The 13,946-nt window shown below is 67.4% G+C and carries 9 protein-coding genes; 7 read left to right on the top strand and 2 right to left on the bottom strand.

All coding sequences use genetic code 11. The features are described 5' to 3' along the window. Positions 1-142: 142 nt before the first annotated feature. The 5 genes from JFC09_RS08065 to nrdR are packed head-to-tail and all read left to right on the top strand — an operon-like array spanning position 143 to position 7,163. On the top strand, positions 143-754 hold the full coding sequence (locus JFC09_RS08065; protein WP_198393443.1) for a signal peptidase II: 612 nt from the start codon (positions 143-145) through the stop codon (positions 752-754). Then, complete coding sequence (locus JFC09_RS08060) at positions 751-1,680, top strand: RluA family pseudouridine synthase (protein ID WP_198393442.1); 930 nt, start codon at positions 751-753, stop codon at positions 1,678-1,680. Before JFC09_RS08065 ends, JFC09_RS08060 begins: the two co-directional genes overlap by 4 nt. A 58-nt stretch (positions 1,681-1,738) precedes the next feature. After that, positions 1,739-5,296, top strand: coding sequence for a DNA polymerase III subunit alpha (dnaE, locus tag JFC09_RS08055; protein ID WP_198393441.1), 3,558 nt, complete (start codon positions 1,739-1,741; stop codon positions 5,294-5,296). A 20-nt stretch (positions 5,297-5,316) separates the two neighbouring features. Continuing rightward, positions 5,317-6,684, top strand: coding sequence for a histidinol dehydrogenase (gene hisD, locus JFC09_RS08050; protein WP_198393440.1), 1,368 nt, complete (start codon positions 5,317-5,319; stop codon positions 6,682-6,684). 5 nt (positions 6,685-6,689) lie between these two features. Next, a complete protein-coding gene (gene nrdR / locus JFC09_RS08045) occupies positions 6,690-7,163 on the top strand; it encodes a transcriptional regulator NrdR (protein ID WP_198393439.1) in 474 nt (157 codons plus the stop codon). 175 nt (positions 7,164-7,338) lie between these two features. Here the strand turns inward: nrdR and JFC09_RS08040 are convergent, their stop codons facing one another. Both JFC09_RS08040 and JFC09_RS08035 read right to left on the bottom strand, forming a co-directional pair. Then, the gene (locus JFC09_RS08040) at positions 7,339-9,645 is read right to left on the bottom strand and encodes a HelD family protein (protein WP_198393438.1); all 2,307 of its coding nucleotides are present in this window, start codon (positions 9,643-9,645) and stop codon (positions 7,339-7,341) included. 152 nt (positions 9,646-9,797) lie between these two features. Continuing rightward, the gene (locus JFC09_RS08035; protein ID WP_198393437.1) at positions 9,798-10,607 is read right to left on the bottom strand and encodes a spermidine synthase; all 810 of its coding nucleotides are present in this window, start codon (positions 10,605-10,607) and stop codon (positions 9,798-9,800) included. A gap of 160 nt (positions 10,608-10,767) precedes the next feature. Here JFC09_RS08035 and JFC09_RS08030 point away from each other — a divergent pair, with 160 nt between their 5' ends. Together JFC09_RS08030 and JFC09_RS08025 are read left to right on the top strand one after the other, a co-directional pair. Continuing rightward, positions 10,768-11,925, top strand: a complete 1,158-nt coding sequence (locus JFC09_RS08030) for a DUF4192 family protein (protein WP_198393436.1) — start codon at positions 10,768-10,770, stop codon at positions 11,923-11,925. 162 nt (positions 11,926-12,087) lie between these two features. After that, positions 12,088-13,875 carry an RNA polymerase sigma factor gene (locus JFC09_RS08025; protein WP_332839698.1) on the top strand — a complete coding sequence of 596 codons (1,788 nt, stop codon included), beginning with the start codon at positions 12,088-12,090 and terminating at the stop codon, positions 13,873-13,875. Positions 13,876-13,946: the final 71 nt, after the last annotated feature.

Below are 13,946 nucleotides of genomic sequence, written 5' to 3'. Positions count from 1 at the left end.
CCCGGCCACCGGCCTGCGGGTCGCGCTCGGCTCGGTCAGCTCGCGCGGCCGCGGGTCGAAGGGCGAGTCGGGACCCCGGCGATCTAGACTGTCTGAGCACCCGTTCCGACGGGAAGCCCGCCCGACCGCTGAGAGGACCACGATGACCCCTGGAGCCGCGCGTTCCACGGCACCTGCGGCAGGACGCCGCCTGCGCGTCCTGCTGTACACGGTGGCGGTCCTCGTCGTCCTCGCCGACCAGGTGACGAAGCAGATCGCAGTGGGCCTTCTCGAAGGGGGCCCTCGGATCGCGGTCCTGGGTGAGCTCGCGGGATTCCGCTTCCTGCGCAACGACGGCGCGGCGTTCGGCATGGGGTCGGGGGCGACGTGGATATTCACGCTCATCGCGAGTTGCGTCTTCGTCGCGATCCTCTTCGCCGGCAGGCGTCTGGGTGCCCGATCATGGGCGTGGGCGCTCGGTCTGCTGCTGGGCGGCCTCACGGGCAACCTCATCGACCGGCTGGTCCGGCCCCCCGCCCTCTTCCACGGCGCCGTGGTCGATTTCATCGACCTCTACTTCTTCGTCTGCAACGTCGCGGACATCGCTATCACCGGGGCCGCGGTCGTCCTCATCATCGCCTCGTTCCGAGGCATCGGACTGGACGGCCTGACGGATGCGGACAGGGTGCACGAGGACGCGGCAGGACCGCAGGATGCCCCCGGGCCCCTGACCGGGACCTGGGACGCTGACGAAGAACAGGAGAGAAGACGATGACGACTAGGTCGCTGTTCGTGCCGGAGGGACTCGATGGCGAACGCATCGACACCGCTCTGTCACGCGCCCTGGGCCTGTCGCGGACCGCTGCCGCGCAGATCGCCCAGGACGGAGGAGTGGAGCAGGACGGTGTGCGGGTGGGCAAATCCGACCGCGCACTGGCGGGCGCCCGCCTCGACGTCGTGATGCCCGAACCTCCCCGCCCGCTCGAGATCGTCGCCGAACCCGTCCCGGGGATGTCGATCATCCACGAGGACGACGCGATCATCGTGGTGGACAAGCCCGTGGGGGTCGCTGCCCACTCTGCGGCCGGCTGGCACGGCCCCACGGTCATCGGCGGTCTCGCCGCCGCCGGGCACCGGATCGCCACCTCGGGGGCCGCGGAGCGCCAGGGCATCGTCCAACGGCTGGACGTGGGCACCTCGGGCGTCATGGTCGTCGCGAAGGGAGAACGCGCGTACTCCGTCCTCAAGCGCGCCTTCAAGCAGCGCACGGTGTCGAAGACCTATCATGCGCTCGTCCAGGGCCTGCCCGATCCGGTCGTCGGCACCATCGAGGCGCCGATCGGCCGCAATCCGCGCAGGGACGGTCTCTACGCGGTCCGCAGCGACGGCAAGCACGCCGTGACCCACTACCAGGTTCTCGAGGCATTCCGGGCGGCGAGCCTGCTGGAGATCGACCTGGAGACGGGGCGCACGCATCAGATCCGCGTCCACATGTCCGCGACGAAGCACCCGTGCTGCGGCGACCTCCCCTACGCCGCGGATCCGGTGCTCGCGCAGCGTCTGGGACTCACGCGGCAGTGGCTGCACGCGGTGCGTCTGGGGTTCGAGCATCCGGAGACGGGGGAGTTCATGGAGTTCGAGAGCGAGTACCCTCAGGACCTCCAGCACGCACTCGATACGCTCCAGGCGACACAGGGCTGACGCTCCGGCAGGAGTGCACCATGTTCGGCGATACGTCACAACGGAAGGGCTCGACGCGATGAGCGCGGATTTCGTCCACCTCCACGTCCACACGGAGTATTCGATGCTCGACGGGGCCGCCCGTCTGGGCGACCTCATGGCCGCCGTCAATGCGCAGGGGCAGACGGCGCTCGCGACGACGGACCACGGGTACCTGTTCGGCGCGTTCGACTTCTGGAAGCAGGCGACCGACGCGGGCATCAAGCCGATCATCGGGGTCGAGGCGTACGTGACGCCCGGAACGGCGCGCACGGACAAGACCCGCGTGAAGTGGCGGACCGACGAATCTCAGAAGGGCGACGACGTGTCCGGCGGCGGTGCGTACACGCACATGACACTGCTGTCGAAGAACAACACCGGGATGCAGAACCTGTTCCGTGCGTCGTCGCTGGCGTCACTCGACTCCGTGTTCGGGAAGTGGCCGCGCATCGACCGGGAGCTGCTCAACACGTATTCCGAGGGGATCATCGCCACGACGGGCTGCCCGTCGGGTGAGGTGCAGACCCGACTGCGCCTGGGGCAGTACGAGGAGGCGAAGCGGGCAGCCGGTGAGTACCGGGAGATCTTCGGCCGGGAGAACTACTTCTGCGAGATCATGGATCACGGTCTCAGCATCGAGAAGAGGGTGTCGAAGGACCTCCTGCGGCTCGCCCGGGAACTGGACATCCCGCTCGTCGCGACGAACGATCTGCACTACACGAACGAATCGGATGCGAAGGCGCACGAGGCGCTGCTGGCGATCCAGTCCGGCTCCAAGCTGATCGAGCCGACGTACGATCAGGGTGGGTCCCGGTTCGCCTTCTCCGGGTCCGGCTACTACCTGAAGTCGGCCGCAGAGATGCGCAGCCTCTTCCGCGAGATGCCGGAGGCGTGCGACAACACCCTCCTCATCGCCGACATGTGCGAGGTGTCGTTCGACACGAGTGCGAACTACATGCCGAGGTTCCCCACCCCGGAGGGCGAGGACGAGACGTCCTGGCTCATCAAGGAGGTCGACAAGGGGCTGCACTACCGGTATCCCGGGGGGGTCCCCGACGAGGTCCGCAAGCAGGCCGACTACGAACTCGACGTCATCATCGGCATGGGCTTCCCCGGCTACTTCCTCGTGGTCGCGGACTTCATCAACTGGTCGAAGGACAACGGCATCCGGGTAGGGCCCGGCCGTGGTTCGGGAGCCGGTTCGATGGTTGCCTACGCCATGCGGATCACCGATCTCGACCCGCTGCAGCACGGACTGATCTTCGAGCGCTTCCTGAATCCGGAACGCGTCTCGATGCCCGACTTCGACGTCGACTTCGATGATCGCCGCCGCGGCGAGGTGATCGAGTACGTCACGCAGAAGTACGGTTCGGAGTACGTGTCGATGATCGTCACCTACGGGACGATCAAGTCGAAGCAGGCGCTCAAGGACTCCGCCCGTGTACTCGGCAAGCCCTTCAGCATGGGGGAGCAGCTGACGAAGGTGCTCCCGCCCGCGGTGATGGCGAAGGACATCCCGCTCGCGGACATCGAGGACGCGAAAGCGCCGCGCTACAACGAGGCGGGCGAATTCCGCTCGCTGCTCGAGACGGACCCCGAGGTCCGTGAGGTCTTCGAGACTGCCAAGGGCCTGGAGGGCCTGAAGCGCCAGTGGGGTGTGCACGCCGCGGGCGTCATCATGTCGTCGGATCCGATCATCGACGTCATCCCCATCATGCGCCGGTTCCAGGACGGGCAGGTCATCACGCAGTTCGACTATCCGACGTCCGAGGGCCTCGGCCTCATCAAGATGGACTTCCTGGGTCTGCGGAACCTCACGATCATCTCCGACGCGATCGAGAACATCCAGCAGAACCAGGGCGTCGACCTCGACCTCGAGCAGCTCACCCTGGATGACCAGGAGGCATACCGGCTGCTCGCCCGCGGTGACACGCTCGGAGTGTTCCAGCTGGATGGCGGGGGCCTGCAGAGTCTCCTGCGTCTCATGCAGCCTGACAACTTCGAGGATATCTCCGCGACGCTCGCGCTCTACCGGCCGGGACCCATGGGTGCGGACTCCCACACGAACTACGCGCTCCGCAAGAACGGGCGACAGGAGATCACTCCGATCCACCAGGAGCTGGAGGAGCCTCTGGCGGAGATCCTGGGGACGACGTACGGCCTCATCATCTACCAGGAGCAGGTGATGGCGATCGCGCAGAAGGTCGCCGGCTACAGCCTGGGCCAGGCCGACATCCTCCGGCGCGCGATGGGCAAGAAGAAGAAATCGGAGCTCGACAAGCAGCAGGTGGGCTTCTTCGAGGGCATGAAGGAGAACGGCTACTCCGAGGCCGCGGCGCAGGCGCTGTGGGACATCCTTCTTCCGTTCTCCGACTATGCCTTCAACAAGGCACACTCCGCCGCGTACGGTGTGGTCTCCTACTGGACGGCGTACCTCAAAGCGCACTACCCGGCCGAATACATGGCGGCGCTGCTCACATCGGTGGCCGACAACAAGGACAAGCTCGCGGTCTACCTCAACGAGTGCCGGCGCCTGAACATCACGGTGCTGCCCCCGGACGTGAACGAGTCCCACGCGAACTTCACCCCTGTCGGCACGGACATCCGCTTCGGTATGGGCGCTGTGCGCAATGTGGGGCAGAACGTCGTCGAGGGAGTCGTGTCCGCCCGCGGTGAGAAGGGCGCGTTCACCACGTTCGGAGACTTCCTCGACAAGGTGCCCGCGCACGTGTGCAACAAGCGCACGATCGAATCGCTCATCAAGTCGGGCGCCTTCGACTCGCTGGGGGACACCCGGCGAGCACTCGTGGAGGTCCACGAGGAGGCGGTCGACGCGGTGATCGGGGTGAAGCGTCAGGAGGCGCACGGCCAGTTCGACCTGTTCGCGGGGCTCGGGGGCGATGATGACGATTCGTCGTCCGCGTTCACCGTTCCGGTGCCGGAGAGGCCCGAATGGGAGAAGAAGGAGAAGCTCGCGTTCGAACGCGAGATGATCGGCCTCTACGTCTCCGACCACCCTCTCAACGGGCTCGAAGGCGTCCTCGCCGCAGAGGCGGAGGTGTCGATCGCGGAGCTCATCGATCCCGAACGGGGGCGGCCGGACGGTTCGCAGGTGACGATCTGCGGCATGATCACCGGAGTCCAGCGCAAGGTGTCGAAGAACAGTGGCAAGCCGTACGGGATCGTGACGGTCGAGGACCTCGAGGCGTCGATCGAAGTGATGTTCTTCGGGGACTCGTACGAGCCGGTCGCGGGGATCCTCACCACCGACCTCGTCATCGCGGTGACCGGACGCGTCCGCACGTCGGATGACCGTCCGACCAGCATGATGGCGCAGTCGATGACGATCCCGGACGTGACCGATCCGGCGGACCGGCCGCTCGCGATCTCGTTGCCGATGGACCGCTGTACCCCGCCGGTCATCGAGCGCCTGGGCGCGATCCTGTCCTCGCATCGAGGACCGACGGACGTGCACCTGTCCCTGGTGCAGCCCGGGCGGCGCTGCGTCCTGCGGCTCGACCGGAAGTTCCGGGTTGATCTGGGGCCCAGCCTGTTCGGTGATCTCAAAGCGCTCCTGGGCCCCAACTGCCTGCGATGAGACCGGTTGTGGACACTAGGATGGCCGCTGTGGAACCTCTTGCGAACACCCCTCTCATCGACCTGCGCGGATCGGCTCTCGACAGACGGACGCTGCGGGCACGGCTGCCTCGCGCCTCGGCCGAGCAGAATGCGCCCCTCGAGGCCGTCAGGCCGCTGCTGGACGACATCCACGCACGCGGTCGTGCGGCGGTGGTCGACGCGACGGCCCGGTTCGACGGCGTCGAGGTCGAATCGTTCCGTGTCCCGGCAGAGGCGATGGCACGTGCGGCCCGCGAACTGGATCCGGCCGTGCGGGCAGGACTGGAAGAGGCGATCAGGCGGGTGCGCTTCGTGTCTGCCGCAGAGGTCCCCGCACCCCGCACCACGACGGTGGCGGACGGCGCGACGATCACGACGCGTCACCTGCCGGCTGAACGTGTGGGGCTCTACGTGCCGGGAGGACTGGCGGTCTATCCCTCGTCCGTCGTCATGAATGCGGTGCCGGCGCAGGAAGCCGGGGTGTCGTCGATCGCGATCGCGTCGCCTCCGCAGCGGGATACATGCCTCCCACACCCCACGGTCCTGGCTGCCGCGCACCTCCTCGGGGTGGCCGAGGTCTGGGCGATCGGGGGAGCACAGGCGATCGGGGCGTTCGCGTACGGGTTCGCCGATGCCGACGGGTCGGTGGGGACCGCGGAAGCGCTCGAACCGGTCGACATCATCACCGGCCCCGGCAACGCCTATGTCGCGACGGCGAAGGCGCTCGTGCGCGACCGGGTCGGGATCGACGCGGTCGCGGGGCCGACGGAGATCATCGTCGTGGCGGATTCCCACGCTGATCCCGTGTTCGTCGCCGCAGACCTCATCAGCCAGGCCGAGCACGACCCGATGGCCGCCGCCGTGCTCGTGACGGAATCATCCGACCTCGCCCGCGCCGTCGACGACGAGCTGGGTGTCCGCGCCGCCTCGGCGGAGCACGCGGAACGTATCCGTGAGAGTCTGCGGGGGACGCAGTCCGGCGTCGTCCTGGTGGACTCGCTGGACGCGGCGGTGGCTGTAGCCAACGCGTACGCGGGGGAGCACGTGGAACTCCATGTCGAGCACCCGCGGGCGGTGGCCTCGCGCATCGTGAACGGCGGTGCGGTGTTCGTGGGACCGCACACGCCTGTCGCGCTGGGAGACTACCTCGCGGGGTCCAATCACGTCCTGCCGACGATGGGGACGGCCGCGTTCGGCGACTGCCTGTCGGTGCACGCCTTCCTGCGGGTGAGCCAGGTCGTCGAATACACTCGCTCCGCGCTCGCGGAGGTCGCGGATCACATCACTGCGCTCGCTGCGGCAGAGAGGCTGCCGGCGCACGGAGAGTCGATCAGCGTCCGCTTCGACGACCGCCGACAGGAAGGCTGAGCCCCATGCATTGCCCGTTCTGCCGCCACCCCGACTCCCGGGTCGTCGACTCCCGCACCGCGGAGGACGGCTCGTCGATCCGGAGGCGACGTCAGTGCCCGAATTGTGGCCGCCGCTTCACGACGATGGAGGCGACGAGTCTCGCCGTCATCAAGAGGTCGGGGGTATCGGAGGAGTTCTCCCGCCAGAAGATCGTCATCGGGGTGCGCAAGGCGTGCCAGGGGCGTCCCGTGAACGACGACGACCTCGCGAAGCTCGCGCAGCGTGTCGAGGAGAAGATCCGCGGTCTGGGCGTGGCGGAGATCGACGCCGACGAGGTCGGGCTGGCGATCCTGGAGCCACTGCGGGAACTCGACCAGATCGCGTATCTGCGCTTCGCCAGCGTCTACCAGGGGTTCGACACGCTCGAGGACTTCGAGGCGGCGATCGCGTCACTGCGTCGTGATGAGGAAGCACGTGCCGCCGAGAGTCCGACCTGACGCGCAGAGGACCGCGTGACAGCGTGGTGCGGGATGTTCTGACCCTGCGTTCTGGAGCGGGTTGCGCGTCCGGTCCGTCATGTGTGTAAGATGACAACTGCGCACCGACGGTGCGCCCGCCGCCGGCGGCATCGGAGGGGAAGCCGACGCCGCCGGCGGTCTTCATTCACTGGGGCTACTCCGGCTGAGTGGGCGACTGACCAGCACGGATGTTCGCGTCTGCGAAGTAGTCGTCGAGCACCGACGAGTTCGCCGCGAGGATCATGAGTCGCGACGTCGACCGTGTGAGTGCGACGTAGAGTGCACCGATCCCCTCATCGGAGGGGCGCTGGTCCGCCCCGGCCTCGTGCACGGGGGCGATGAGCGCCGGTTCCACGACGATGACCGCGTCGAATTCGAGGCCCTTCACGTCGTAGGGCGTGAGGACCGCGACCCGGTGGTCGATGGCTGTCGGCCCGAATCCCGCGTCGTTGCGGACGACGCCCGCTAGAGCGGTCTCGGACCGGTCGGAGGCAATCGTGTGCTCCACGAGCTCCATGAGCCCCTCCGGGACGATCACGGCCACCCTGCCGCCCTCCACCGCGTGTGCCTCCTCCTCGACCGCACGTGGCAGGTGGGCCACGAGCGACGAGACCGAATCGAACCGGTGCCGACGGGGCTCGCTGTCCCCGTCCCTCACCGATTCGGGGAGCGTGAGCGACGGGAACCTGTCTGCGAGGAGGGCGTTCGCGGGCCCCATGATCGACCGTGGCGTCCGATACGACACGGTGAGCTCCTCGAGGCCGAACCGGTCGCCGACGTGCGGGTCGAGGATCGAATGCCACGTCCGCGTGGAATCAGCGGCGGACGCCTGAGCGAGATCGCCCACGAGCGTCGCGGACTTGCTGGGGACCCGCCGGAAGAGAAGACGCAGCTGCATGGGGGAGAGTTCCTGCGCTTCGTCAGCCACGAGGTGGCCGAACGCCCATTCGCGATCGCTTGCCGCGCGGTCCGCGAGAGCGACCGCTGGGTCCGCACCGGCATAGCGGTGGGCCAAGTGCGAAGCACTCACCATGGCGCCCGTTCCCGTCATCTCCACGACCGCCTGCGCGTATTCCTGCTCCGGGTCCTCACCCCGGTCCTGCCCGGTGCCTTCGGTCCCGATCATCTCTGCGATCTCGTCGAGCAGCGGTACGTCCTCCACGGTGACGGGCGACGCCTTGGGACGGAGGAGCATCTGGACCTCGTCCTCCGTGAGGACCCCCTGTGCCGCGGCGGCGAGTCGATGCGGCTTCGACAGCAGCGCGTCGAGGACGCCTTCCGGAGCGAGCGGCAGCCAGCAGAGGTTCACGGCGACCCGCACATCGCGTGAGGCCCGCAGATCGTCGAGGAACTCCGGCAGTCTCTCGCCCGCACTGTCGAGGCCCTGTGCCTGTGCCAGCAGGTCGGCCAGTGTCCGCAGGAGCGTCTGGACGAACACCGTGCGCGCGGCGTTGTGCGCGTCTCCGGTCCGGCGAGCGCGATCGCGGGCGGCTCGCACGTCCGCAGGGTGGAGGGTGATCGCATACGGTCCGACCCCCAGCCGCTGGTCTTCCCCGGGCACCCGCTGATAGGAGCGCACCATCGCGCGGACGACGTCGACCATTCGGAGGTCGCCCTTGACTGCAGCTGTCTTCTGTCCGTCACGCAGCGACGTGTCCACTCCCGGCATGAGCTGCCCGGGTGTGAGGAGCACCGCGCCGGTCTCGCCGAGCGACGGGAGTACGCGTTCGATGTAGCGGAGGAACACGGGGGAGGGGCCCACCAGGAGGACTCCGGACTTCGCGATCCGATCCCTGTGCCGGTAGAGAAGGTAGGCGGCGCGGTGCAGTGCGACAGCGGTCTTGCCGGTCCCGGGGCCACCCTGGACGACGAGAGTGCCCGCGAGATCACGGCGGATGATCCGGTCCTGTTCCCCCTGGATCGTGGCGACGATGTCGCCCATGCGACCTGTGCGACGAGCACCCAGCGCAGCCATGAGCGCACCCTCGCCCTGCAGCCGGGACCGTTCGTCCTCGTCGAGGCCGTCGATGTCGAGGACGTCGTCTTCGACCCCGGTGACCTTCCGCGCGCGGGTGGCGATGTGCCTGCGCCTCACGAGCCCTGCGGGTTCGGCAGCGGTCGCGCGGTAGAAGGGTTCGGAGGCCGGTGCACGCCAGTCCATCAGCATCTGTGCACGATCCGCGTCCGAGAATCCGATGCGCCCGATGTACGTGGTGTCTCCTGCCGCGGAGTCGATGCGGCCGAAGCACAGTCCTTCTTCTGCGGACTGGTACCGGATGAGAGCGTCCTCGTACATCGTCGCGAAGGCGTCGCGCTCAGATCGGTTCTGGTGATGACCCCCGACCTTGGATTTCCGCACTGTCGACAAGGAGGTGTGAGTCTCCACGCGGAGTTGATCGAGCCTCGCGTAGAGGGTGTCGATCCGCACTTGTTCGTGCGCGATTTCGCTTCGCTCTGTCATATCGCCTTTCTGAGGATGCGGGCAGTCCATTATCGCGCAGGGGTCAAGCCAGAAGGCCACCGGGCACCGCCCTGTGATGACGATGCCGCTCACACTCCGTGTCGGGTGGATGCCGTCGTGTCCGGGTCGGGTTCACAGGGGCAGTGGAGTCCTCACCGGCGTCCGCCCGACGGCCCCAGGTGGGAGAGGAGCCCCTCACCGGTGCGCACGGAGGCGCCGTCCTTGCGTAGGGCGCGAGCGAGCCGGTCGGCGTCGAGCGCGCGGTGCGCGGCCGCGACCACGATGTTGCCGCGACGACGCCTGCGGAACTGTGTGGGCTCCACCAGTGCGACGACATGGGCGAAGCGGCTCCGCAGCGCATCGACTTCAGTGCGCAGAGCCCTCCGGTCCTGTCCGTCTGCGACGTTCGACACGTAGACCCCGTGCGGGGCCAGTGCCGCACATGCTGCGTCGAACCAGTCGGCAGTCGTGAGCGCGGAGGGAGTGGTGTCGAACGCGAAGGCGTCGCGCACCATGAGATCGATGGTGCCGGGCCTGAACCGGTGGATCTCCTGCGCGCCGTCGGCCGTGCGGATCGCGAGCGCCGGTGAGCGGGGGAGGTCCAAGTGGTCGCGGACCCACGCCGCCAGTGCGGCGTCGATCTCGACGACAGTCTGACGGGATCCCGGTCGCATCGCCTCGATGTGCCGGGGGAGCGCGCACGCGGCTCCGCCGATGTGGACGGCGCGGAGGGTGCGGTGGTCCGCGTATGCCACGGAGACGAGGTGCGCGATCCAGCGCAGGTACTCGAAGCCGAGCACGCGTGGGTCAGCCGCGTGGTACGGGGAGGCCGGGACGTCGTTGAGGGTGAGGACATAGGCGTGCGGGTCGCCCGGTACGGCGTCGAAGGACGCGGTGCCGGAGTCGGCGGGGACCGACCCCGTCGGTGGACCCGTACGGGGGCGCGAGCGGCGAGCGGACATCGGACAAGGGTAGCCCGGGCGGGACGGCAGGGCACCGTGCGTCACGGGGGCTCGACTCCGATGATGTCGGTGCGCACGCTCCGCCGTGGAGGCGACGACCGCTGTCCACAGCAGTCCGGAGCGCCTGGAACAGTCGGAGGCCGACGAATGAACTGTCCACATGAACACGGACAGAATCACACACGGCCCTGATCTCGTCAGCCTCGTACCCCACCTGTTGGGGTACACACCCGCTGATTCGCTCGTCCTCGTGAGCGCGACGACGAAGCGTGAGGGAGTGGGGCTGCTGGGCCCCAGCCTGCGCATCGACTTCGCGGTCGGAGACATGGACGCGCTCGATGAAGCGTCCGCATCGCGGAGTACTGCGCCGCTGCGTGCAGCACCGGACGCGGATACGGTCTTCCCGATCGTCTTCAGCCATGTGCTCGCGGACTTCCATCTCGACTGGGACGAGCGCGACCCGGCCTCGTTCGATGGCCTGTTCGGTGTGGAGGCGCTCGTCGACGGCGTCCTCCTCGTGGAGGCTGCTCTCCACAGACGTGGTTTCCACGTCTTCCCTGCGCTGTGGTCCGGACGGGGCAGCTGTGGGATGCTCCTTGCTCCGGAGTCCACGACGAGGGAAGCACCTCCGTCCGCCGCTGTAGAAGGCCTCGCTCTCATGAGTTTACCGGTGGCGGACAGCTTCGCGTCCAGTGTGGGACCGCGCGAACCGGATCCGGGCACTGCCGCGGCTCTTGCTGCACTGCGCCGGGAGCACTTCCGCACTGATGAGCTGGTCGACGGACTCGTGGCCGAAGCGCTGCTCCTGGAGAGCCGTTCCAGTCTGCGGGAGCAGGGCTCGGCACCCGTGGCGCCCGTCATCGTCGACCCCATGGCGGTGCTGGCCCTCGAGCGACTCTGCGAGCGACCCGGCGACCGGGACATCGTCCAGATGCTGCTCGCCGGGAACCACCCTGATTTCCCACCCGAGCGGCTGCGCGCGTTCGGCCCGGGCCGCTTCCTCGACTACGCACGCAGCTGTGTGGAGGGCGGTGGCGCGGCCCTGCACATCGTCGGGCTGAGCCACACTCCGCCACGGCAGGAGGCGCTGGCGGAGTCGATCGACTGGCTACGGACGTGCGCTGCGCTCGTGAATGACGATGCGACCGCCGACGTGCATGCACTCATCGCCTGGTTCGAATGGGCACGCGGACGGATGTCCTTCGCGGATCATTACGTCACGTGTGCACTGTCCGAACAGACGGGACATCGACTCGCGCTCCTGATACGAAAAGCGGTCGATGCGGGCATGCCGCCGCGCTGGATCCACCCCGACTGACGGGCTCCCGGTTTGGGCGCGAGGGAATACCGTGCAAAGATGGAGCGTTGACCCGGTCGAACGCATTGCCGGAGGTTTCATCCTCCGTGCAGTTTGACATGGGTCTTACTGGTGCCCGATCGGGGACCGGTGGCCCTCCGCTCTCTGCCGAAAGGTTCGCACGTGCCCACGAAGGATACGGGAAAGTCGAGCGCTCAGACCAGCAGCGAAGGCGCTGAGAAGTCGACCGCCGCAACGACGCCGAAGAAGACGACCGCTGCGAAGAAGTCGACCGCGACCAAAGCACCTGCGGCGAAGTCCGCTGCGGGAACATCGGTGAAGGACGGTTCCGCCACGAAGACCACGGCTACGAAGACCACCGCCAAGAAGCCCGCCGCAACGTCGACGGCGACCAAGTCCACTGCTGCCAAGTCGACGGCTGCGAAGACGACCGGGACCAAGACCGCCGCGAAGTCGACTGCCGCCAAGACCACGGCGAAGAAGACCGCTGCGAAGTCGACGGCGACCAAGTCCACTGCAGCCAAGTCGACGGCGACCAAGTCCACTGCTGCCAAGTCGACGGCTGCGAAGTCGACTGGAACCAAGACCGCCGCGAAGTCGACTGCCGCCAAGACCACGGCGAAGAAGACCGCTGCGAAGTCGACGGCGACCAAGTCCACTGCAGCCAAGTCGACGGCGACCAAGTCCACTGCTGCCAAGTCGACGGCTGCGAAGTCGACTGGAACCAAGACCGCCGCGAAGTCGACTGCCGCCAAGACCACGGCGAAGAAGACCGCTGCGAAGTCGACCGCTGCGAAGGCGACGACGGCGAAGGCCGCCAAGGCTCCCGCGAAGAAGGGCGCCTCCGCGAAGGACGTCGAGGACCTCGAGCCGACAGTCGTCGACGAGGCCGCGCCGGAGGACGTCGATCCGGACGAGACGACGGAGACGAAGAACGCGAAGGAAGAGGAGAAGGACGAGGAGGTCAAGGAAGCCGGTGGCTTCGTCGTGTCCGACGCGGACGATGACGATCAGCCGGCTCAGCAGGTCGTGTCCGCGGGAGCGACTGCGGACCCGGTCAAGGACTACCTCAAGCAGATCGGCAAGGTCGCTCTGCTCAACGCGGCGGAGGAAGTCGACCTCGCCAAACGCATCGAGGCGGGCATGTACGCGGATCACCTCGTCAAGCAGAGCGAGGTGACGGATCCCAAGCTGGTCCGGGAGTTCCAGTGGATCATCCACGACGGGCGCATCGCGAAGAACCATCTCCTCGAAGCGAACCTCCGCCTCGTCGTGTCGCTCGCCAAGCGGTACACCGGTCGCGGCATGCTCTTCCTCGATCTCATCCAGGAGGGCAACCTCGGTCTCATCCGTGCCGTGGAGAAGTTCGATTACACGAAGGGCTTCAAGTTCTCCACCTACGCGACCTGGTGGATCCGACAGGCCATCACGCGTGCGATGGCGGACCAGGCCCGGACGATCCGCATCCCGGTGCACATGGTCGAGGTCATCAACAAGCTCGCCCGTGTGCAGCGGCAGATGCTCCAGGACCTCGGTCGTGAGCCGACGCCGGAAGAGCTCGCGAAGGAGCTCGACATGACGCCGGAGCGTGTCATCGAGGTTCAGAAGTACGGACGCGAGCCGATCTCCCTGCACACTCCGCTGGGTGAAGACGGCGATTCCGAGTTCGGTGACCTCATCGAGGACTCCGAAGCAGTCGTTCCGGCCGATTCGGTGAGCTTCACGCTCCTCCAGGAGCAGCTGCACTCCGTTCTCGACACGCTGTCGGAACGCGAAGCAGGTGTGGTGTCGATGCGGTTCGGTCTGAACGACGGGCAGCCGAAGACCCTCGACGAGATCGGGAAGGTCTACGGAGTCACGCGTGAGAGGATCCGTCAGATCGAGTCGAAGACGATGGCGAAGCTGCGCCACCCGTCGCGATCGCAGGTGCTGCGCGACTACCTGGACTGAGTCCTCTCTCGACGGGTTCTCACGATTGAGTCCTCCACCACGAGCATGAGTGCGGCCCTGCTCCCCGGACG

The organism is Brevibacterium yomogidense (genome assembly GCF_016107685.1).
Classification (GTDB): domain Bacteria; phylum Actinomycetota; class Actinomycetes; order Actinomycetales; family Brevibacteriaceae; genus Brevibacterium; species Brevibacterium yomogidense.
The sequence above is the reverse complement of the archived record's forward strand: the minus strand, read 5'-3'. Positions and strand labels throughout refer to the sequence as shown.

Excerpts from the sequence above, each read along its gene's own strand:
- JFC09_RS08035 (WP_198393437.1), bottom strand. The coding sequence starts at position 10,607 with ATGTCCGCTCGCCGCTCGCGCCCCCGTACGGGTCCACCGACGGGGTCG.
- JFC09_RS08040 (WP_198393438.1), bottom strand. The coding sequence starts at position 9,645 with ATGACAGAGCGAAGCGAAATCGCGCACGAACAAGTGCGGATCGACACC.
- dnaE (WP_198393441.1), top strand. The coding sequence starts at position 1,739 with ATGAGCGCGGATTTCGTCCACCTCCACGTCCACACGGAGTATTCGATG.
- nrdR (WP_198393439.1), top strand. The coding sequence starts at position 6,690 with ATGCATTGCCCGTTCTGCCGCCACCCCGACTCCCGGGTCGTCGACTCC.
- JFC09_RS08030 (WP_198393436.1), top strand. The coding sequence starts at position 10,768 with ATGAACACGGACAGAATCACACACGGCCCTGATCTCGTCAGCCTCGTA.
- JFC09_RS08060 (WP_198393442.1), top strand. The coding sequence starts at position 751 with ATGACGACTAGGTCGCTGTTCGTGCCGGAGGGACTCGATGGCGAACGC.
- hisD (WP_198393440.1), top strand. The coding sequence starts at position 5,317 with ATGGCCGCTGTGGAACCTCTTGCGAACACCCCTCTCATCGACCTGCGC.
- JFC09_RS08065 (WP_198393443.1), top strand. The coding sequence starts at position 143 with ATGACCCCTGGAGCCGCGCGTTCCACGGCACCTGCGGCAGGACGCCGC.